A 20253-nucleotide genomic window follows, 5' to 3' on the forward strand; every position below is an offset into this window, starting at 1 on the left:
AGTGGCGATCGTGTTGCGGGGCGGGGTGTTTCGGTGCTGGCGTCAGGTTGACCCGTGCGGTGCCCGCGTCGCGGGTCCAATCGCCACGCGGAGCCGACCGCATCGCGGAGGACGCATTGCGGAGCGGGCGCATTGCCTTGGCCTGCAACGCATTGGCTCGCACCGCACCACACCGCCCTGGCCCGCACCGCACCGGCCCGCACCGCAGCGAAGCCGTGTGGCGGTTGCCGCGGCGTGTGGCGGTTACCGCGGCGTGGCGAGCACGTCGCGGTAACCGCATCGCACCGACGGGACTGCGTCGGCTGCGTCGCCTCGACCGCACTTGCGTTTCACTCAGCACTGGGTCGTCGACCCCGCGTTGCGGCGACCTAGTACCGCGTCACAACCGCTGTGTCAGCCTGGCGTCGCGACGGATTTGCCACCTCGGGCTAGCCACCTCGAGCCCGCCATCGCGCACCCGCGACCTTGAGTCCGCCACCTCGAACCCACGGCCTTGAGCCCGCCATCGCGCACCCGCGACCTCGAACCCATCGTCGCGGACCAGCGACCTCGAGCCGCCACCTCGGACTCGCCGTCGTGAACCCACGATCTCGAATCCGCCGCCTCGGATCGCGTCGCCCGTGCCGCATCGCGCTGAACCGCGTCGTACTGAACTGCCTCGAATCCGCATCGAATCGCTCGCAGCAACCACGCTGTATCAATCTCGCGCCGCTGTGAACCCACCGCTGTGAACACACCGCGCACCAAGAGATTCAGCCTTCACGAGTCATCGAACACGCTCCTTCCCCAGGTTCTCCCGCCATCACGAGCCGCTCCCCATGGTATCGACAAATCGAACATCTATTCGGCACTCAATTGGGTGAATAAACCGGCCTCGGTCGGCTACCCTCAGCTCCGTCTTGGACGCCGAGAACCCCGTCCGCAGCAATGCGGACGGGGTTTGGACGCGGAATCCGGCGAAATCAGTCGCGGTTAGCGAAGAAAGCGCGGATGTCGTAAGCGAGGAGGTCGGGGCGTTCCATCGCCGCGAAGTGGCCGCCCTCCTCGAAGCGGCTCCAGTGCACGATGTTCGTATTGTCGCGTTCGGCGAACGTCTTGATGGTCTGGAAGTCGTCCTTGAACACCGCGACTCCGGTGCGCGCGCCGCTCACTCGCGGTTCGGCCTCGGCGCGGGCGTTCTCCAAGTAGCTGCGGCTCATCCCGGAAGCGGCGTTGGCGAACCAGTTCACGCTCACCTCGAGCAGGATCGTTTCCAGTGGTACCAGCGAGGTTCCGTTGCCGAAAGAGTTGAACAGCTCGCTGTAGGCGAGTAATCCGATCGGGGAGTCACTGAGGCCGACGGAAACCGTTTGCGGGCGTGAGGCGTTCATCGTGTTGTAGCCACCCACTGAGTGAAACCATTGCATGTGTGCGAGACCGGCGTGGTCGGCCGGTTCGAGGCGCTCGAATTCGGCCGGGTCGCCGGACGGGAACGAGAACAGCTGCAGGACGTGCAGACCGAGGAAACCGTCCGGATTCAGCAGGCCGAGTTCCCGGGCGATCAGCGCGCCGTTGTCCGAACCGTGGATTCCGTAGCTCTCGTAACCGAGGTCGCGCATCAGCTGGTCGTACGCGGCGGCGACGCGGGCGACCGTCCAGCCTGCTTCGGCGACGGGCTGGGAGAAGCCGTAGCCGGGGGCGTCGGGGACGACGACGTCGAAGGCGTCTTCGGCGCGGCCGCCGTGTGCGACCGGGTCGACGAGGCGGTCGATCAGGTCGAGGTAGTCGACCGACGAGCCGGGATAGGTGTGCGCGAGCAGCAGCGGCGTGGCGCCGGGATGGGCCGAGCGGACGTGGATGAAGTGGAACGGCTGGCCGTCGATCTCGGTGGTGAAGTGCGGGACCGAGTTGATCCGCGCTTCGGCGGCGCGCCAGTCGAAGGCTCGCCACGCTTCGAGCGCCGTGCGGAGGTAGGAGTTCGGCGTGCCGGCGTCCCAGTCGTCGGTCGGCGACGGCTGCGGGAGGCGGGTGCGGGCGAGGCGGTCGTGCAGGTCGGCGAGTTCGGCGTCGGTGATCTCGACGGTGAAGGGGCGGAGGGCGAGGGAGGCGGTCGCGTTCGTCATGAGGAAGACACTAGGAGGCTATTAGGTAGGATCAGTTCCTAATAGAATAAGGAGTTTCGATGGCTGATCCGACGGCGCGATTGCTGGCGCTTCTCGCTCTCCTCCAGACCGCTGCTGGACGGAGTGGGCGGGAGCTGTCCGAGCGGCTCGGTGTCTCGGCTCGGACGATCCGCAACGACGTCGAACGACTGCGTGACCTGGGATATCCCGTCGAGGCGACGCGCGGGAACGTCGGCGGTTACCGGCTGGGGTCGGGCGGAAAGCTGCCGCCGTTGCTGCTGGACGACGAGGAGGCGGTGGCGGTCACGGTCGGCCTGCGGGCCGCGGCGGGCATCTCCGGCGTCGACGAGGCAGGCACGCGGGCGCTCGCGAAGCTGGAGCAGGTCTTGCCGGCGAGGCTGCGTCCGACGGTCGACGCTCTGCGGTCGACGATCGATCGCGGTCCGGAGAACACCGGCACGGACGCGCCCGATCCGGAGGTCGACGCCGCGGTCCTGCAGGAGGTCGCGCGGGCGATCCGGCATGTCGAATGGCTCCGGTTCGACTACGCGGACGAGTTGCGGCTGGTCGAGCCGTACCGGCTGCTCAGCTGGCAACGACGCTGGTACCTGGTGGCCCGCGATCCGCAGGACAGCAGCTGGGCGACTTACCGTGTCGACCTGATGCAGCCGCGGATGCCGACGCGCCGCCGGTTCGAGCCGAATCCCTTGCCCGGCGGGGATTACACCGCCTTCGCGATGCGCACGATCGCGGCGAGCGGCTGGATCGTGCACGCTCGCCTGCGCGTCAAAGCCCCGGCGGAAAAGGTGCTGGCGCGGATCAACCCGGCCGTCGGCGTTGTCGAGCCGATTGACGAGAACCAGTGCGTGCTCGTCACCGGCGCGGACAGTCTGGACACGCTGGCTGTCTACAGTGGAATGTTGATGATGGACTTCACCGTCGAGTCGCCGCCGGAGCTGATCCCGTTGCTGCAGTTGCTGTCCGAACGCTACGGACGCGCCGTCGCGGGCAGCTGATTCACTTGCCGCGCCGCGCGATCCACGCCGCGGCCTGAGTCCGGCGCTGCATGCCGAGCTTCGCGAGGACCGACGTCACGTAGTTCTTCACCGTTTTCTCGGCGAGGAAGAGACGTTCGGCGATCTCGCGGTTGGACAGCCCCTGCCCGATCAGCTCCAGGACGTCGCGTTCGCGGTCGGTGAGCGTCGAAAGCTCGTCCGTGGGCGGATGGCGCAGCTTGTCGAGCACGCGAGCGGTGCTGACCGGGTCGAGCAGCGACCGGCCAGCGGCGACCTCGCGGACCGCGTTGACCACGTCCTGCCCGCGCACCTGCTTCAGCAGATAGCCCGAAGCACCCGCCATGATCGCGCCGACCATGGCCTCCTCGTCGTCGAACGCGGTGAGCATGAGGCAGGCCGGCGGATTCGGCTTGGACCGCAGCTCGCGGCAGAGCGTGATGCCGTCGCCGTCCCCGAGCCGAACATCCACGACGGCGACGTCTGGCTCGACGTGCATGGCCACCGCGAGCGCCTCTTCGACACTCCCGGCTTCGGCGACCACCTCCAGGTCGGCCTCGTCGCTGAGCAGGTCGCGCAGGCCCCGCCGGACGAGTTCGTGGTCGTCTACTAGCAGCACCTGGATCGGCATATGTCCAGGTTACGGCGCGTGGGGCGGTTCGTCTGCCAGTGGTGCCGCAGGACACCACGCGGCACCAGGCGCGGCTTACCGTTCGCAGGCGACCCCGTCGCCGTCGCGGTCCAGCGCAGGGCGATAGCCCGGATCGCCGCGGTGCAGCGGGGCCGCTCCAGCGGCTTTCGCGGCGGCGCAGTTCTTGTAGTACGCGCTGCTCGGCTGTTCGGGTTCCGGCTGGTCCTGGACCGGGTCAGGCGGTGGCGGCGGGGCGGCTTGTTCGGAGGTGTGCGGAGCGGGCGTTCCCGGCGGCGGCGCCAGAGTCGGGGTCGAAGCCGGGGCAGGCGCGGTGATCACGCCCTTGCAAGGTTCCGCCCACAATCCCGTCGCCGCTTGCTGAGCCGCAGAAGCCGCGTTGCGCAGCGAATCCGACACGACATTGGAGGCCAGCCGCGCGTAACCCGCAGTGAGCGTCGCGGTCGCGTAGTCGGTGCCATCACTCAAAGCCAGCGCTACGCCGTCGGTGGTGTCGGTGGTGATTTTCACCGCCGCGCCAGCGAGCTTGTTATTGGCCCACACGGCAGTTTCGCTTGCGTAGCAGTTGTTTCCGGTTGCGACTTCAAGGCCGAGGATGCGCACGGTCCGGTGGCTGCCGTCGGAACCGGTCAGCTCGACATTAGCGGCGTCGGTGACTTTGTCCACGGTGTACGTCACTGGTGCCGGGCTGGCAGATGTTGTCACCGTTGTCGGGGGCGGAGTTGCCGGTGCGGCAACCGGTTCCGGTTCCGGCGCGGGCTTTCCCAGCACCGCGCCCAGAATGAAGAGAACCGCGAAGGCGCTGAGGGCGACCATGATCCAGGTCGGGAATTTCAGCTTGGGGCGCAACGGCGGCGCGGGCGTGGAGTGCATTCGGAATTCCTCTTCGTGAGGCGGGTGCCGAATGGTGTTCGCGTCACGAGCGGTCAGTGTTACGCGCCAGCGCATCTCAGTTTGGCGAAAGCGAAGAACAAGTCACGGATAAGTCACAAAGCCAGCGTTTTTCCGCCGCGGCTGTGACGGTTCGCGGGTTTCTTGCGATGGCTATTCGAACCCAGGAGAAAGCGCATCCACGATGGCCGAGCTGATCGAACGACTGTCCCTGTCCTCGACCGGGCAGGTGCCCGTGCGCGACACGGAGTTCACCGCGATCGACGTGAAGACGACCGGGTTGCCCGCTGGCCGCGTCCTGGAGATCGCCGCGGTCCGGTTTCGCGGGGACGGGACGTTCCTCGGCGAGTACGCGACGGTCGTCGCCGCGGACGCGGACTGGCGGAATCCGCACCGCATCAGCGCGGCGGAACTGGCTGGCGCGCCGACGCTCGGCGACGTCCTCGGGCCGGTGCTGGACCTGCTCCAGGACGCGGTGGTCGTGGCCAGCGACCTGTCCGCGGTGGACGGCCTCCTCGCCGAGGTCGAAGGGCTGGGCGTCCGGCTGCCGCCGCTGCCGGGAATCTCGCTCCGGGACACCGCGCGGGCGACTTTGCCGCTGCCCAACTACCGGCTCGCCACCATCGCCCGTGCCTTCGGCATCGAGGACTTTCCCGGTTATCTCGCCGAAGCGGCCGCTCGGGCGTGCGCGCGGGCGGTGATCGCCCTCGTCGGCACGCACGGGTTGCGGTTGGCGGAGCCAGTGCGTTTCCCGGAACTGCCGAGGTACGCCGCTGGAGCTGCGGCCCTGCGCCGGCCGGTGGCGGGTGCGGGCAAGGGCTGGATGGCCGAGGCGGTGGACCGGGTTTCCGCGGGAGACGGCGGACCGGTCGCGCAGGCCTACCTCGATCTGCTGGCCGAGGCGGTCGGCGACGAGTTCCTGTCGGACGAGGAGGTCTCGGCGCTCGCCAGTGCCGCGGCCGAAGCCGGGATGCCCGCGGAGGAGGTACAGCGGCTGCATGCCGGCTTCGTCGCCGAGCTGCGGTGGGTCGCGGAATCCGACGGGGTGGTGACGCCCGTCGAGTACCGCGAACTGTGCCAGGTCGCTGACGCGCTCGGCGCGCTGGAAGTGATGGTGGACCTCAAGACCACCGCCACCGGGCACAAGCCGACGAGGGTTCTGGTGCTCGGCGCGACGGCTGGCGCGGACCAGTTGCGGGCGCGGGTGTTGTCGGAGGGGTTCCAGCTCGCGAAGAACCTGACGGGTTCGGTCACGCACCTGGTGCACGACTCGGGCGTGCGCGACTCCGAGCCGCGGCTGTCCCGTGCGCTCGAACTCGGCGCGCGCGTCGTGCCGTTGGCCGAGGCTCCGGCTCTGCTGGGATTCGAGACCGGTCCGAAGCCGCAGACCAGAAACCAGACCAAGCCCGCTCCGGCCTCGATCCCGGCGGGGAACGTGACCCTTGGACGGGCGCTGATGGGCCTGGGCCTGGCCCTGATGGTCATCACCGTGGCCGCGATGTTCGGCGGCGCCGGGCTCGGCCCCGGGATCGTGCTGGCCCTCTTCGCGGTCGGGGCGCTGCTCGGCGGCTGGTACCTCGACGAGACGAAGCGAGCCCGGTCAGCGGGCTAGCGGAGGGAACCGCTTCTCGTTTCGGTCCACCTTCGCGTTCGCTGCCGCCAGCAGGTCGATTCCCAGTACGTCCGCGAGCCGGACCAGGTACAGCATCACGTCGGCGATTTCGTCCTGGACGTTGAACTCCTGTGCCGGGTCGGCGCGCCAGTTCGCGGCCTCCTCCGGGGTCAGCCACTGGAACAGCGCGATCAGCTCGCCGACCTCGCCGGACAGGGCCATGGTCAGGTTTTTCGGGGTGTGGAACGGTTCCCAGTCGCGGGCGGCGGCGAAGTCGCGGAGGCGCTGGGTGAGGTCTTCTAGGGTCACCGGACCTGACTATCACGCGCAGTGCTCACCTGGGGTGTCCGGGTTGGGCCGAAAAGAGTACGCCGTTGGCCCACACGCCGGTTACGGGCGATACGGCAGACTGTTCGCGTGAGCGTCCCCGACCCGGTCGAGTACACCGCCAAAATCGGTGCGGTTCTCGATACTGTGCGGCGGCTGCTCGACTCCGGCAGCCGCGCCGATCTCGCTCCGCTGGCCCGGCGGGCGGTGGACGACATCGTGGGCATGCTCGAACAGCACGGCGACCTGGCCGGTGAGCTGCAGGAGCGGCTTGACGAGGCGGTCGCGTTGTATGCGCGGGCTTGTGCGGCCCGGCCGCCCGATCCGGAGCAGCTCGCGGACTGGGTGCTGGAGGCGGCTTTCAGCGGGCGGGCGATCGCGGTGGCGGATTTCGCGGCGGCGCTCGGGGAGCCGGGGCTCAACCGGATGAAGTCCATAGTGGACAAGGCATTGACGGGGCCGCGGCGGGAAATCGCGGAGCGGCTGCAGGAGGAAATCGCGGAGGCCAGCGGGGACGTGGACGGGCTGGTCGCCATTCTGTCCGGCAAACCGCCGCGGGTGGACGTCAGCCTCAAGATTGTCCGGGTGTTGCGGGCGGCTGGGCGGCACAGCGAGGCGATCGCTTACGCGGCGCGAGCGTTGACTCCACAACGGACCGAAGAAGAGTCCATTCCGGAGTATCGCGAACGGGTCGAGCAATTGATCGCGCAAAAAGAAGCCAGCGCGTATCGGGAAGCCGCGCAGTGCCTCAAAAAACTGCGCGCGTTGCACAGAAAAGCGGGCACGGCGGAGGAGTTCACCGGCTACGTCGCCGAGCTGGTGAACGTCCACCGCCGTAAGACCCGGTTGCTCGCGGAGATCCGGTCGGCCCGGATCGCGCTGCCGAAGGGCTAGATCTCGGCCAGTGCGGCGCGGTAGGCGTCGAGGTCGTAGTCCAGCTGGTCTTCTTCCTCGGTTTCGGTCAGCTGTCCTTCGAGGACGGTCACCAGCCGGTCCAGGACATCGGCGCGGGAAAGGTCCTGCTGCAGCAAAGCCTTGGCCGCGGTCCACACTTCGGCGGGCTCGTCGTCCCACAGCTGGTCCACAATGGACGTCTCAAGGGCGAGGCGGAGACCGTCGGCTCCGTCGAATTCTTCCGCGGCCAGCGACTCGTGGTACTCCGGGTGGTCGCCGATCACCAGCAGCCGGCGCTGTTCCGGGTCGCCGGGGTCGAGGTCGGTCAGCTCCTCGTCACCGATCACAGTGGACAGTTCGGGCACCGCGAAACGGCGGCGGGCCACCACTTCCAGTGCTTCTTCGGCGGACTCGGTGCCGTCGAGGTAGTCGCTGAAGTCTTCTTCCTCGTCTTCGTCCGAAAGGTATTCGCCGAGATATTCGGTGACTTCTTCCAGCAACGCGGCGATGGCCACTTCGGACAGTCCGGCGCGCGCGGCGGCCCAGCCTGCCCAGGAGAGCACGACCGGCGCGACGGCGTCCTCGTCCTCCAGTTCGTACTCGCCGTCCAGCAACGATTCGAGGAAGCGCGCCAGCTTTTCCGGACCGACGCGCAGCGGGTTCGCCGGTTCGGTGCGGCAGCCGTGGTCCACCAGCAGGTTGGCGATTTCGCGGGCGGCGTCGGCGTCCGGCAGGTTCGTGTCGGCGAGGAACTGGGTGACGGCTTCCGCGCGCTCCTCGGCGGTCCATTCGGCGACCGGCGAAACCTCGGAGGGCTCCGGCAGCGAACGCGCCCAGGTCAGCGCGATCGCGTGGAAGCGCGTGTAGTCCTCGCCGACGTCGGGCTCGTCCAGCGCGTCGGTGGCCGCGATTCCGGACACCAGCAGCCGGTGCGCGTCGGCGGGTTCGATCTTGTCCAATACGACCAGTTCGCCGTCTTCCTCGACCTGCGAACGCATTTCGGCGAGCACCTCGTGCGGTTCCTCGATGACCACCAGGTCGCGCACCCGGCCGCCCTCGGTGAAGTCGAGCAGCGCGAGCAGGCCGAGCGAGTGGTCGCCCCGGGAGAAGACGCACAGCAGCGACGACTCGTCGCCGTAGACATCCCCGGTGCGCCAGCATTCGCCGACGGTGACCTGTCCGACCTCGGCGGCCCACTCCGGCTCCGGGATGCCCCGGCCCAGCACGACCCCGAGCGCCTCGGCCGCCGCCGAACGCTCCTCTTCGGACTCGGCCAGCACCTTCAGCGCGGCCAGCAACGCGGCCGCTCCCGGCGTGATCTTGCGCTGTGCGAACGCGATCAGCTCGAGGCCGAGCTGGCTTTCCGGTTCGTCCTCCACGACGACGTCCCGCCACTGCCCGACGACCTCGGAACCGAGCAGGTCGATGTCGAACGGACCGGGCTCGGCCGCGACCGCGGAGAAGTCCCGCAGCACGTCCTTGAACAGACCGTTGACGCTGGGGGCGGTGGGTAGGGAACTCTTCTTGCGCGCGCGGCTCACCGGACTCATGCCGCACATCTTGCCTCGGCCCGAAGACGCGGCCTCAGCTGGTCGGCCCCGCCGTGCTGCGCGCCTTCACGCGCCGTTCGCGCATCGCCTCGTCGAAGTCGACGACGAACGCCCCCGCGGCCATCGCGACCAGCAGCGTCAATCCCAATACCGCGCCGACCCAGGTCAGGACGATAGTCAACATCGTGGCCTCCTTCGCAGGTCAGGTGCGACTTCCTGCTGCTTTCAGGGTCGCTCGCGAAGGGGGCCGCTGGTATCGGCCAAGTGGTTACGAAGACGCTGGCCGATCGGTCGAAAACCCCAGCCCGTGCGCAGCACGAGACCGGTGAGACGCGTGTGGGTGACCTAGAGCTTCCGCAGCCGGACCCGGTTGATCGCGTGGTCGGCGTCCTTGCGGAGCACGAGAGTCGCACGTGGACGGGTCGGCTTGATGTTCTCCATCAGATTCGGCTCGTTGATGGTGTGCCACAGATGCCGCGCTTCTTCACGGGCCTCGTCGTCGTCCAAGCCGGCGAAGTGGTGGAAGTGCGAGGCCGGATCGGCGAACGCGGTGTGCCGCAGCTTCAGGAACCGTTCGACGTACCAATGCTCGATGTCGTCGATGTGCGCGTCGACGTAGATCGAGAAGTCGAACAGGTCCGAAACGGTCAGGCTCGGTCCGGGCTGCAGGACGTTCAGTCCTTCGAGGATGAGGATGTCCGGCCGCTCCACGACCTGTTCCTGGTCCGGGAGGATGTCGTAGGCCAGGTGCGAGTACACCGGCGCGGACACCCGCTCGGCCCCGGACTTCACCTCGGTGACGAACCGCAGCAGCGCGCGCCGGTCGTAGCTTTCCGGGAAACCCTTGCGGTGCATGATCCCGCGCCGGGTCAGCTCGTCGCGCGAGTACAGGAATCCGTCGGTCGTCACGAGGTCGACGCGCGGGTGGTCGGGCCAGCGGGCGAGCAGGGTGCGCAGAATCCGGGCGGTGGTCGACTTGCCGACCGCGACGCTGCCCGCGACGCCGATCACGAACGGCGCTTTGGTGTTGCGGCAGTCCTCGCCGAGGAACGTGGTGGTGGCCTCGTACAGCTGTTGCCGGGCCTTCACCTGAAGGTTGATCAGCCGCGAAAGCGGCAGGTACACGTCGGCGACCTCGGCGAGATCGATTTGTTCCCCGAGACCGCGGAGCCGGACCAGCTCGTCCGCGGTCAGTGGCAGCGGTGTGGAGCTGCGCAGCTCCCGCCACTGTTCCCGGTGCAGCTCTACATAAGGGCTGAGTTCACGCACCCGTGGGGGCATCGCACACTCCTCGGCCGTCGCCTGCGCTGGCTCCGTCTGCGCTACTTCCGTAACGCCGTATCAACGGTAGGGCTTACCGCGCGTGAACGCGCTGTGATGTGGTGCACGCACCCCTGATCCGGCAGGGATTTGATCACCGAAGGTGACCGTCGCCCCCGAACACTTCCTGCCACGCCGCCGCGACCTGACGGGCGCAGGTAGCCGGAGCCACGCCGCCGACTCCGGTGCCGAGACCGGGCATCGCGATCGTCCGCACCGCCGAGGAGACCGGACCGGAATCCAGCTGCCCGCGCTGCCACTGCAGGAACACCGCGCGCGCCGCGAGATACGGGTGGACGGTGTCGGCGGGCAGCCGTTCGCCGGGCTCGCGCATGGTCGGCGCGCTGATCAGCCACGCCGGTTCCGCTTCGCCGGTCGGCACGATCACCGATTCGCCAATCGGCAGCTCACCGCCGTAAGAGGCCAGCACCGCGCTGCGCACGCTCTGCTCGACGCCGGGGAACGCCCGCGCGTAGACCGCGTCGATTCCGCCGCGCATCCAGCCGTAGGAGTTGGCCGGGCTGACCACCGCCTGTGCGGCGATGTCGAGCACCGAACCGCGATGCACCCGCACGGACCCGGCGAAGCTCGCCGCGGCGGAGGTCCACGCCTCGGCGAGGGGTTCATCGACGGCGCACAGCACCAATTCCGGCGTTCGGGGAGAATCCGGCAATCCGGCTTCCCCGTGCCCGGCGTGTGTGCCTGAGTCGGCGGTCACCGTTCCAGCATGGCAAAAAACGCCACCCGGCGTAACCGGTTTAGCCACCGGCTGTCCGAGTGAAAAGCGCCACGCACGCGGTCGCTAGCCTGACGTTCGTGTTGCGGATCGCGTATTTCGGCCCTCAGGGCACGTTCACCGAGCAGGCCGCCCGCGCGCTCGCGCCGGGCGAGGACCTGACCCCCTACGAGACTGTCCGGCTGGCGCTGCAGGCCGTCCGCGACGGCGCCGCGGACGCCGCGTGCGTGCCCATCGAGAACTCCGTCGAAGGCGTGGTCCCGGCGACGCTCGACGGGCTCAGCGACGGGGACCCGCTCGTCGCCACCGCCGAGACGATCCTGCCCATCCACTTCAGCGTGCTCAAGCGGCCGGGCAGCGGCGAGATCCGGACCGTCGCGAGCCATCCGCACGCGCTCGCGCAGGTGCGCGAGTGGCTGGAGGCGAATCTGCCGGACGCCACCCCGGTCGCCTCGTCGTCCACCGCCGCGGCGGCGGTCGGCGTGGTCGAGGGCGATTTCGACGCGGCGGTGTCCGCTCCGGTCGCGATCGAGCACTACCCGCTTGAGGAGCTGGCGACCGGCGTCGCCGACGTCCGCGACGCGCAGACCCGGTTCCTCATGGTGCGCCGCCCCGGCGAGCTGCCCGCGCCGACCGGAGCCGACCGCACGTCGGTCGTCGCGGCCGCGGTCAACCGCACCGGGACGCTGTCCGACCTGCTGGTGGAGCTGGCCGGCCGCGGGATCAACCTGACCCGGATCGACGCCCGGCCGACGCGGAACAACTTCGGCGAGTACCGGTTCTTCATCGACTTCGAGGGCCACCTCTCCGAACCGCGGATCATCGACGCGATGACCGCCCTGCGCCGTCGCTGTCACCTGCGTTTCCTCGGTTCGCACCCGCGCGCGGACGAGGTCGCGGCCACCATCGAGGACGGCGCGGGGAACCAGGATTTCCTCGACGCACAAGCGTGGGTCGACGCGGTGTTGAAGGGGAGGGCGCATGAGGCTGCTGCTGGTCCGGCATGGACAGACCGAGGGGAACGTCCGCCGCGCGCTGGACACCGCGTTGCCTGGCCCGCCGCTCACCGACCTCGGCCGGGAGCAGGCCGCGGCGCTGGCCGAAGAGCTGAAGTCCGAGCCGATCGTGGCGGTGTACGCGTCGGAAGCCGTGCGTGCGCAGCAGACCGCGGCACCGCTGGCCGAGGCGTTCGGGTTCGACGTGCAGGTGATCGAGGGCGTCAAGGAGGTCGACGCTGGCGACCTCGAAGGCAACACCGATCTGGATTCGATCGGTGTCTACCTGCGCGTGGTGAAGGCGTGGACGGAAGGCGAACTGGACGTCGCGATTCCCGGCGGGGAGACCGGGGTCCAGGTGCGCGAACGGATGCTCGGCGCGGCCGAAGAGCTGCGGGCGAAGCACGAGGAGACGTCGCCGGATGGGGTGGTTGTGCTGGTCAGCCACGGTGGGGCGATTCGGCTCGCCGGGGAATGGCTGGCCTCGAACGTGCCGGCGGAGCTGGCGAACGAGGCGCTGATCCCGAATACGAAGTTCGTCGAGCTGGCGGCCCGCGAGGGTGGCTGGGAGTGTCTCCGCTGGGTGGATACCCGCCTTTCGTGAGCGGTTGATCACTCGTGCGGGGAAACGCTGAGTGAAGCCGGGGCCGGTGGGGAACTCACCGGATGCGGAGCAACCCCGTCCGGACCTGGCACGTCCTCCGGATGAAGGTTTCACCAGATCGGCGTTCACCAGCACAGCGAGGCGAGTGAGATGGCAAACACGAAGAAACCGTGGATTTCCCTGGTCTTCCTGTCCGCAGTGGGCGCGTCGGGTGCCCTGCTGCTTTCCGCGTGCGGCCAGGGCGCCCCGCCGCGAGCGGTCCGGCGAGTTCGGATACCCCGTCCAGCAGCCCGACGTCGTCGGCTTCGTCCGCCGCGTCGTCCGCCCCGTCTTCCTCGTCGTCCGCTCCGAGCGGCGGTACGGCTCCGGCCGAGAAGCCGCCCGCCGACAACGGCCTGTGCAAGGCGGGCGACGTTTCCCTGTCTTTGCGCGACAACGGCGCCGGCGCGGGCTCGATGTACCGGTCGCTGCTGATCAAGAACACCAGCGGCAAGCCGTGCACCATCCAGGGCTTCCCGGGCGTGTCTTACGTCGGCGGCGAAAACGGGACCCAGATCGGCGAGGCCGCCCAGCGCGACGGCGCCAAGGGCGCGCCGGTGAAGCTGGCTCCCGGCCAGACCGCCGCGGCCGACGTGCAGTTCGCCCAGGTGCGCAACTTCGAACCGGCGGCCTGCAAGCCGACTCCGGTCAAGGGCCTGCGCGTGTACCTGCCGCAGGAGACGGCGTCGAAGTTCGTGCCGCTCGACGGGCTCGGCTGCGCGGGCACGAACCTCCCGGGCAAGCAACTCGGCGTGAAGACCGTGCACAAGGCCTGACCGGTCGCTCTGCGCGTGGGTCAGCCCCGCGCGCAGAGCTGTTCCACCTGGACGACGGCGGCCTGCTGCTCGCGGTTGTCGAACCGGCTGCTGAGCACCATCTTGTTGACCGTGTCGAGGGCTTTGGCCAGCGGCTGGTAGTTGCCGTCGAAGGTCGCCGCCGCTTTGGCCAGCTCCATCGCGCCGGTGACCCGGTGCACCGCGTCGTCGGACATGCGGATGAACTGCGCCGCGTCGACGCCGTCGGTGGTGTCCGGGATCCGGCCCACGCGGGCGAACGCGGCGCAGGCGGCCGCGGCGTCGACATTCGCTCCGGTGCGCTGGCCGGACAGCCCCCACAGCAGCCCGAGCACACAGCCGCCGAGCACGAAACCGGCGACGGTGGCCAGGACGATCGGCCGACGTGCGGCAGGAGGCGGCGATTCAAGCTCGGTGTCGCGGTCGTCATCCGGTAGCGGCGGAGTGTCGAGCGTTCTCATCACGTACCTCCGGGCAGCCGGGGTGAGGTGCTATTTCAGCACCAAAACCGCGCCGGATCACTGCTGCGAACGGACTCCGTCCCCGGTCGAGGCCGTTTTGTCATCGAGCGAGCGCCCGCGCAGTGCGAATAGTGCGTAAGCGGTCACGAACAGCAGCAGAACGCCGGACGCGGTGAAGGTGTCGCCCGCCGAACCGAGCAGTTTGGTGAGGAGCCCGCCGAGCAGCGCGCCGAGCGGGATCGCGCCCCAGACGACGGTGCGCCAGACCCCGAGCACCCGGCCGAGCAGTTCGCCCGGCACGAGCGTGTGGCGCGCGGTCGCGAGCACGACGTTCACGGCCACCACCGCCGCCGCGAAGACGCCGAACAGGACGGCGGACACCACCGGCTGCCTGATCAGCCCCATGCCGCCGAAGCCGAGCGCGCAGAACAACACCCCGCCGACCAGGACCGCTCGCCGTCCGATCCGCCGGACCAGGCGCGGCGTCACCGCGGCACCGAGCAGGCCGCCAGCGCCGCCGACGAACGCGAAAGCGCCGAAGGTGGCGTCGGACAACCGCAGGTCTTCCAGCGCGTACAGCACCAGCTGCGCCTGGGCCAGTTCGCTGATCAGGCTGAGCAGACCGGCGATCGCGAGCAGCCGCAGCAACAGCGAATGCCGGCGCAGCCAGCGGAAGCCGTCCGCGAAATCCGCCCGGATGTGCGACTTGGTTTCCTGCCGCGGCCGGTAGCTGCCCGCCATGCCCAGCAGCACCGCGGCACCGATCGTGAAGGCGACCGACGACAGCAGGAACGGGAAAACCGCGAACATCGCGAAGGTGGCACTGCCGACCGGACCGCCGAGAAAGGTCTGACCGACGATCTCCCCCGCCTGCAGTTTGCTGTTGGCGCTCTCCAGCCGGTCCGCCTTGACCAGCGCGGGCGGCAGCACGTTCGCCGCGCTCTCCGCGACCGTCTCCGCGATGCCCACGAGCAGCGACGCGACGTAGATCGTCCAGATCTCCACCGAGCCGAACGCGATCAGCGCGGTGACCCCGGCGACCACGAGCGCGCGCACCGCGTTCGCCGCGATCATCGCCTTCTTGCGGTCGATCCGGTCGACCAGCGTGCCCGCCGGGATGGCGAACAGCAGCCACGGCAGGAACTGGACCGCCGACAGCGCGGCGATTTCCACCGGATCGCGGGTGAGCGTGGTGGCTAGCAGCGGGAAGGCGACCTTGGCGATGCCGTCGGCGAGGTTCGACGTGCCGTTCGAGGCGAGCAGCCAGCGCAGCCGGCTGTCCGTCGTCCGATGCGACACGAACCACCTCACGGGAAGAGGAAACTGCCTGATCAGGCCAGTCTAAAGAGGTCGGCCGCGTTCCGTGACGCTTTGGTGACCTTCGGTGTTTTCCGTGGTGGCGGTGCGGTGTTGAGCAGAGAAGAGCAGCGGGCTGGCGGGGTTCCGCCGGAATCAGCCCCAGCCGAGTTCGTGCAGGCGCTCGTCGTCGATGCCGAAGTGATGGCCGAGTTCGTGCATCACGGTGATGAGGACTTCTTCGACGACGTCGTCCTCGGTGTCGCAGATGTCGAGGATCGGCTCCCGGTAGATCGAGATCCGGTCCGGCAGCGCCCCGCTGTAGTGGCTGGTGCGCTCGGTGAGCGCGATGCCGTGGTAGAGCCCGAGGATGTCCGGTGCCTCTTCGTTGAACTCCTCGACCAGCACCACGACGTTGTCCATCGCCGCGGCGAACTCCGCGGGCACCTGGTCGAGTGCGTCGGCCACGAGTTCCTCGAACCGCGCCTGGCTCATCTCGACCGGCATGGCTCAGTTGCCTCCGCCGGAACCGGAGCTGGAGCTGGGCGGCGTGCTCTGCTGGCCGGACGAACTGGACGATCCGGTCTTCACGCTGCCGGTGACCGCCTGGAATCCGCTGCCGTCCTGCAGCGTGGCCGCGACCTTGCAGTTGACTTTGGTCGACCCGGCGTCCCAGCTCTCCTGCTCGCGCGAGTCCCAGCCCAGCGTGAGCTTCTTCGACGAGAGGTCGGAGCTGCCGGTGTACTCCTTCGCGGCCTTGTTGCACTCGGTGTCGAGCCAGGACTTCTGGTCGTCCAGCTTCGGGTAGCCGTCCTTGAAGTGCGAGGCGAGGTCGAGCGTCGCGATCATTTCGTAGGAGTGCGGCTTGCTGCAGTCGACCGGGTCGCCGACGCCCTTGCCGACCAGAGCGAGGCAGGTGCCGGGGGCCCACACCATCGACTGGTCCTGGGTCTTCGCCGCGCCGGTGGTGGGCTGCAGCCCGCCGCCCGGACCGGCGAACTGCAGGCCGCAGCGCAGCTGGCGGTCGCCCTCGGACCACTGCGCCGCCGTCGGCCGCAGCAGGTTCGTGGTGAGCTTGCCGTACGGGTCGAGCGGGTGGCCGAGGTACGGCCGCACGTCGCTGTTGCACTGCTGCTGTGCGATGTCCTGCCACTGGTCGAGGGTGGGGAACGGGGCCTGCTGCGGGTACTTCGCGCCGATGTCGACCACGGTGGTGACCTCGAACAGGTGCGGCTGCGTGCACGGCACCTGGTGCGCGTCCGAGGCGTCCTTGGCATTCCAGGTCAGGCAGGTGCCCGGCGGCGAATGGAACGCCTGCTGGGCGGCCTCGGTGAGCTTGCCCTCGCCGCCGCCCGCGCCGCCGGCGAGCGTGTCGGTCCAGGAGAAGGCGACGCTCAGGGCCAGCGCGATGACCGCGCCAAAGAACACCCCGGCCATCACCACGCGGGTGGTCAGGGTCTGCATACGCGAAGGGAACCGCTCGGCGCCTCGGGACATCGATACCCATGATGCCCGCGCCGCATGAACCGCGCGTGTGGCGGGTCGATTAGGGTGGAACGCGGGGTTTGCAGTGCTGGGGGATTACGGAGCGCACATGACGCAAGACGACAGCAGCGGCGTGCAGCCGCCCGAGGAGCCGAAGAAGCCGGGCTCGATGCGTTTCCAGGACGCGAACACGCAGCCGCGGCAGCCCTCGGTGGCCGAACAACGGGCCCGCAAGCAGGCCATCGCCGACCAGGAACGCGAACGGCAGGAAGCCCTCGCGGCGCGGGAGGCGGCCGACGCGAAGGCGGCCACCAAACGCAAGATCCTGATCGGCAGCGGCGTCACCGTCGGCCTCGTCGGGCTGGTCGCGACGTTCTACACGATCGCGAAGCCCAAGGAGGTCACCGCGTCCTGCGTCTCGTCGGACGGGGTCATCCAGGACGACAAGTACTGCTCCGAGGACTACGCGGTCGCCAACCACGGCCACTACAGCGGCGGGTTCTGGTTCATCCCGATTCCGGGCGGCACCGGGTACACCCAGTACCGCTACAACTACGGCGGCACCGGAAGCATCGGGCAGCACGTGTCCGGCGGCAGCTACACCGCGCCGTCGGGCAACACCAACGTTTCGACCAAGTCGGGCACCAGCATCCAGCGCGGCGGGTTCGGCATCAGCGGCAAGAGCGGCACCTCCGGCGGCACCGGCGGGACCGGCAAGAGCGGAGGCTCGTAGGTGTATCGGGACCGGCGGGAACCGCGCCGCGACTGGCAGCGGATCGTCGAAGAGCAGGGCCTGGTCTACGGCACCCCGGCGCGCGACGGCACCGGCAAGCCGCGGCCGTACTGGGACGAATCGGTGCACTACGTCTTCAGCATGGACGAGGTGCTCTCGCTCGAGGCGGACGTCGAGCTGCTGCATTCGATGTGCCTGGAGGCCGTCGACAACGTCGTGACCACCGAGCAGTACCACCGCTTCGGCATCCCGGAGTGGGTGTGGCCGCACATCGCGGAGTCGTGGAAGCGCCAGGATCCGCACGTCTACGGCCGCTTCGACCTGCGCTACGACGGCAAATCGCCGGCCAAGCTGCTGGAGTACAACGCGGACACGCCGACCACTCTGCTGGAGGCGTCGCTGCTGCAGTGGCACTGGAAGACCGACGTCTTCCCGGAAGACGACCAGTGGAACTCCATCCACGAGAAGCTGGTGGAGCGCTGGGAGGAGATCGGCGGCAAGCTGCCGTCGAACGAACTGCACTTCACCTGGTCCGCGGCCGATCCGAGCGGCGAGGACCACGTGACCACGGCGTACCTGCAGGAGACCGCGGCCGAGGCCGGGCTCGACACGGTCGGCCTCGCGATCGAGGAGATCGGCTGGGACCCGGTGCTCAAGCGGTTCGTCGACCTCGCCGAGGGACAGATGTCCACGGTGGTGAAGCTGTACCCGTGGGAATGGGTGGTCGACGAGGAGTTCGGCAAGTTCGCGGTGGAGACCATGCCGCGCACGCTGTGGGTCGAGCCGCTGTGGAAGATGCTGCTGTCGAACAAGACGCTGCTCGCCGTGCTGTGGGAGAACTACCCCGGACACCCGAACCTGCTGCCCGCGTTCGCCGACGACCCCGGCCTGCTCACCGAGTACGTGCGCAAGCCGAAGCTCGGCCGCGAGGGCGCGAACGTGCAGATCGTGGCTACCGGGTACGAGACGCAGACCGACGGCGTCTACGGCGCGGAAGGCTACGTCTACCAGGCGTTCGACCCGCTGCCGGAGTTCGACGGGTACCGGCCCGCGCTGGGTGCGTGGATCGTCGGTGATCAGTCGGCCGGCCTTGGCATCCGCGAGACCAGCGGGCTCGTCACAGACGACGGCGCGGCGTTTGTGCCGCACCGGATCCCGGAGTCGTGATACAACCCTGGATGTCCGATTTGATCGGCTGACTCGGCCATCCAGGGAGACCCCGTGACCTCGACGCTCGCGCTGCCCGAAACGTTCGGTTCCGACCTCGTGCGCGGGATCGGCGCGATCCTGTTGTACGGCATCGTCGGCCTGCTGCTGATGTTCGCCGGCTTCTACGCGATCGACTTCACCACGCCGGGCAAGCTGTCGAAGCTGGTCACCCGCGGGCTGCCGAACGCGGTGATCGTGACCGCCTCCGGGCTGCTGTCGATGGCGTTCATCGTGGTCGTGGCGATCTACAGCTCCGCGAGCGATCTGACCGCCGGGTTGATCACCTCGCTGGTCTACGGCCTGATCGGGGTCATCGTGCAGGTGCTGGCGGTGCGGCTGCTGGAGTGGGCGACCCGGATCGACGTCGGGTCCACGATCCAGAGCGAGAAGTTCGCTCCGGCGAGCGTCGTCGTCGCGGCGGCGCACCTCGGGCTCGGCCTGGTCGTCGCGGTGGCGATTTCGTAGCGTTCGCGCACTGCCGCCCGGTGCCGTTCCCACTAACGTGGGAACCGTGCGATTGCTCAGGACGCCGGAAGACCGGTTTGCGGATCTGCCCGACTTCGCGTTCGAACCTCAGTACACCGACCTGTCCGACCCGGACGGCGGCCTGATCAGAGTCGGCTACGTCGAGGCGGGACCCGCCGACGGGCCGCCGGTGCTGCTGCTCCACGGCGAGCCGAGCTGGTCCTTCCTCTACCGGAAGATGCTGCCGGTGCTCGCCGACGCCGGCCTGCGCGCGATCGCGCCGGACCTCGTCGGGTTCGGGCGGTCGGACAAGCCCGCGGAGATCGTCGACCACACTTACGCGCGGCACGTCGAGTGGATGCGCCGGTTCGCCTTCGACGTGCTGGGCCTCGAAGGGGTCACGCTGGTCGGACAGGACTGGGGTGGGTTGATCGGCCTGCGGCTCGTGGCCGAGAACCCGGGCCGCTTCGCCGGGGTGGTCGCGGCCAACACCGGGCTGCCGACCGGCGACGTGGACATGCCGCCGGTGTGGCACAAATTCCGGGAAGCGGTGGAGAACGCGCAGGTCCTGGACGTCGGACGGTCGGTGCAGGCGGGGTGTCGCACTTCGCTGTCGGACGAGATCAAGGCCGCTTACGACGCGCCGTTCCCGAACGAGATGTACAAGGCCGGTCCGCGGGCGATGCCGGGGTTGGTGCCTACGCGGCCGGATGATCCGGCTTCGGAGGCTAATCGGGCGGCTTGGGCTGTATTGAACGAGCTGGATGTGCCGTTCCTGTGCGCGTTTTCCGACGGGGATCCGATTACTGGGGCGATGGGGCCGATTTTGCAGCGTTCGATGCGTGGGGCGGCTGGGTTGGAGCATCCGACTGTCGCGGGGGCTGGGCATTTCTTGCAGGAGGATGCGGGGGAAGCGTTGGCTGAGCACGTGGCGCGGTTTGTGCGGCGGTGAATTGCGTGGGGGGCCGAAGAGTTGCGTGGGGGCACCCCGAAGCTGATTGTGACTACGGCGCGGAGGTGCTTGTCAAGGCGGGAAAGATGCCTTGACAAGCACCCCCGCGCCGTGTTTTTGGCTTCG

21 protein-coding genes and 1 pseudogene are annotated in these 20253 nt (G+C 68.8%); 10 read left to right on the top strand and 12 right to left on the bottom strand.

The annotated features are described in order from the left end of the window. Positions 1-962 precede the first annotated feature (962 nt). A complete protein-coding gene (locus RPX00_RS14250; RefSeq protein WP_406639999.1) occupies positions 963-2102 on the bottom strand; it encodes an epoxide hydrolase family protein in 1140 nt (379 codons plus the stop codon). A gap of 59 nt (positions 2103-2161) precedes the next feature. Here RPX00_RS14250 and RPX00_RS14255 point away from each other — a divergent pair, with 59 nt between their 5' ends. Further along, positions 2162-3118 carry a helix-turn-helix transcriptional regulator gene (locus tag RPX00_RS14255; protein ID WP_406640000.1) on the top strand — a complete coding sequence of 319 codons (957 nt, stop codon included), beginning with the start codon at positions 2162-2164 and terminating at the stop codon, positions 3116-3118. Position 3119: 1 nt separating this feature from the next. On the opposite strand, the gene RPX00_RS14260 is transcribed toward RPX00_RS14255, so the two are convergent. Both RPX00_RS14260 and RPX00_RS14265 read right to left on the bottom strand, forming a co-directional pair. Beyond that, the gene (locus RPX00_RS14260; protein ID WP_378301924.1) at positions 3120-3746 is read right to left on the bottom strand and encodes a response regulator; all 627 of its coding nucleotides are present in this window, start codon (positions 3744-3746) and stop codon (positions 3120-3122) included. Between the two features lie 75 nt (positions 3747-3821). Then, positions 3822-4637, bottom strand: a complete 816-nt coding sequence (locus RPX00_RS14265) for an excalibur calcium-binding domain-containing protein (protein WP_406640001.1) — start codon at positions 4635-4637, stop codon at positions 3822-3824. A 202-nt stretch (positions 4638-4839) separates the two neighbouring features. On the opposite strand from RPX00_RS14265, the gene RPX00_RS14270 reads away from it, so the two are divergent. After that, positions 4840-6267 carry a PolC-type DNA polymerase III gene (locus tag RPX00_RS14270; RefSeq protein ID WP_406640002.1) on the top strand — a complete coding sequence of 476 codons (1428 nt, stop codon included), beginning with the start codon at positions 4840-4842 and terminating at the stop codon, positions 6265-6267. Here the strand turns inward: RPX00_RS14270 and RPX00_RS14275 are convergent. After that, complete coding sequence (locus RPX00_RS14275; RefSeq protein ID WP_406640003.1) at positions 6256-6576, bottom strand: nucleotide pyrophosphohydrolase; 321 nt, start codon at positions 6574-6576, stop codon at positions 6256-6258. The genes RPX00_RS14270 and RPX00_RS14275 overlap by 12 nt on opposite strands. Positions 6577-6684: 108 nt before the next feature. Between RPX00_RS14275 and RPX00_RS14280 the strand changes: the two genes are divergently transcribed. Further along, complete coding sequence (locus tag RPX00_RS14280) at positions 6685-7488, top strand: hypothetical protein (protein WP_406640004.1); 804 nt, start codon at positions 6685-6687, stop codon at positions 7486-7488. Here the strand turns inward: RPX00_RS14280 and RPX00_RS14285 are convergent. The 4 genes from RPX00_RS14285 to RPX00_RS14300 all read right to left on the bottom strand — a co-directional run bounded on the left by RPX00_RS14285 (position 7485) and on the right by RPX00_RS14300 (position 11076). After that, complete coding sequence (locus RPX00_RS14285) at positions 7485-9038, bottom strand: hypothetical protein (protein ID WP_406640005.1); 1554 nt, start codon at positions 9036-9038, stop codon at positions 7485-7487. The genes RPX00_RS14280 and RPX00_RS14285 overlap by 4 nt on opposite strands. A 34-nt stretch (positions 9039-9072) precedes the next feature. Next, the gene (locus RPX00_RS14290) at positions 9073-9222 is read right to left on the bottom strand and encodes a hypothetical protein (RefSeq protein WP_406640006.1); all 150 of its coding nucleotides are present in this window, start codon (positions 9220-9222) and stop codon (positions 9073-9075) included. A gap of 161 nt (positions 9223-9383) precedes the next feature. Next, positions 9384-10319: a type I pantothenate kinase gene (coaA, locus tag RPX00_RS14295; protein ID WP_406640007.1), complete on the bottom strand. Its 936-nt coding sequence runs from the start codon at positions 10317-10319 to the stop codon at positions 9384-9386. Between the two features lie 133 nt (positions 10320-10452). Beyond that, the gene (locus tag RPX00_RS14300; protein WP_406640008.1) at positions 10453-11076 is read right to left on the bottom strand and encodes a macro domain-containing protein; all 624 of its coding nucleotides are present in this window, start codon (positions 11074-11076) and stop codon (positions 10453-10455) included. A gap of 101 nt (positions 11077-11177) precedes the next feature. Here RPX00_RS14300 and pheA point away from each other — a divergent pair. The 3 genes and pseudogenes from pheA to RPX00_RS14315 form a co-directional block, all read left to right on the top strand. Then, positions 11178-12068 (top strand): annotated as a pseudogene (pheA, locus tag RPX00_RS14305) (prephenate dehydratase); the annotation flags it as partial. A 7-nt stretch (positions 12069-12075) separates the two neighbouring features. Further along, positions 12076-12693 (top strand): histidine phosphatase family protein, encoded by a 618-nt coding sequence (locus RPX00_RS14310; protein WP_406640009.1) that lies wholly within the window; start codon positions 12076-12078, stop codon positions 12691-12693. Between the two features lie 230 nt (positions 12694-12923). After that, a complete protein-coding gene (locus tag RPX00_RS14315; RefSeq protein ID WP_406640010.1) occupies positions 12924-13508 on the top strand; it encodes a DUF4232 domain-containing protein in 585 nt (194 codons plus the stop codon). Between the two features lie 20 nt (positions 13509-13528). Here RPX00_RS14315 and RPX00_RS14320 read toward each other — a convergent pair whose 3' ends face one another. From RPX00_RS14320 to RPX00_RS14335, 4 genes are all read right to left on the bottom strand, one after another. Next, complete coding sequence (locus RPX00_RS14320) at positions 13529-13987, bottom strand: hypothetical protein (RefSeq protein ID WP_406640011.1); 459 nt, start codon at positions 13985-13987, stop codon at positions 13529-13531. 57 nt (positions 13988-14044) lie between these two features. Then, a complete protein-coding gene (locus RPX00_RS14325; RefSeq protein WP_406640012.1) occupies positions 14045-15286 on the bottom strand; it encodes an MFS transporter in 1242 nt (413 codons plus the stop codon). A 153-nt stretch (positions 15287-15439) separates the two neighbouring features. Beyond that, the gene (locus RPX00_RS14330; protein WP_344281862.1) at positions 15440-15790 is read right to left on the bottom strand and encodes a metallopeptidase family protein; all 351 of its coding nucleotides are present in this window, start codon (positions 15788-15790) and stop codon (positions 15440-15442) included. A gap of 3 nt (positions 15791-15793) precedes the next feature. Continuing rightward, the gene (locus RPX00_RS14335) at positions 15794-16780 is read right to left on the bottom strand and encodes a septum formation family protein (protein WP_406640013.1); all 987 of its coding nucleotides are present in this window, start codon (positions 16778-16780) and stop codon (positions 15794-15796) included. Positions 16781-16877: 97 nt separating this feature from the next. Between RPX00_RS14335 and RPX00_RS14340 the strand changes: the two genes are divergently transcribed. Genes RPX00_RS14340 through RPX00_RS14355 form a run of 4 tightly spaced genes read left to right on the top strand, consistent with a single transcriptional unit; the run spans position 16878 to position 20127 of the window. Next, a complete protein-coding gene (locus RPX00_RS14340; protein WP_406640014.1) occupies positions 16878-17501 on the top strand; it encodes a hypothetical protein in 624 nt (207 codons plus the stop codon). Then, entirely contained in the window at positions 17502-18668 is a 1167-nt protein-coding gene (locus RPX00_RS14345) for a glutathionylspermidine synthase family protein (protein ID WP_406640015.1), read from the top strand. A gap of 54 nt (positions 18669-18722) precedes the next feature. Continuing rightward, positions 18723-19175: a DUF350 domain-containing protein gene (locus RPX00_RS14350; protein ID WP_406640016.1), complete on the top strand. Its 453-nt coding sequence runs from the start codon at positions 18723-18725 to the stop codon at positions 19173-19175. 37 nt (positions 19176-19212) lie between these two features. Continuing rightward, a complete protein-coding gene (locus RPX00_RS14355) occupies positions 19213-20127 on the top strand; it encodes a haloalkane dehalogenase (RefSeq protein WP_406640018.1) in 915 nt (304 codons plus the stop codon). Positions 20128-20253: the final 126 nt, after the last annotated feature.

The organism is Amycolatopsis sp. WGS_07 (genome assembly GCF_045278895.1).
GTDB lineage: Bacteria > Actinomycetota > Actinomycetes > Mycobacteriales > Pseudonocardiaceae > Amycolatopsis.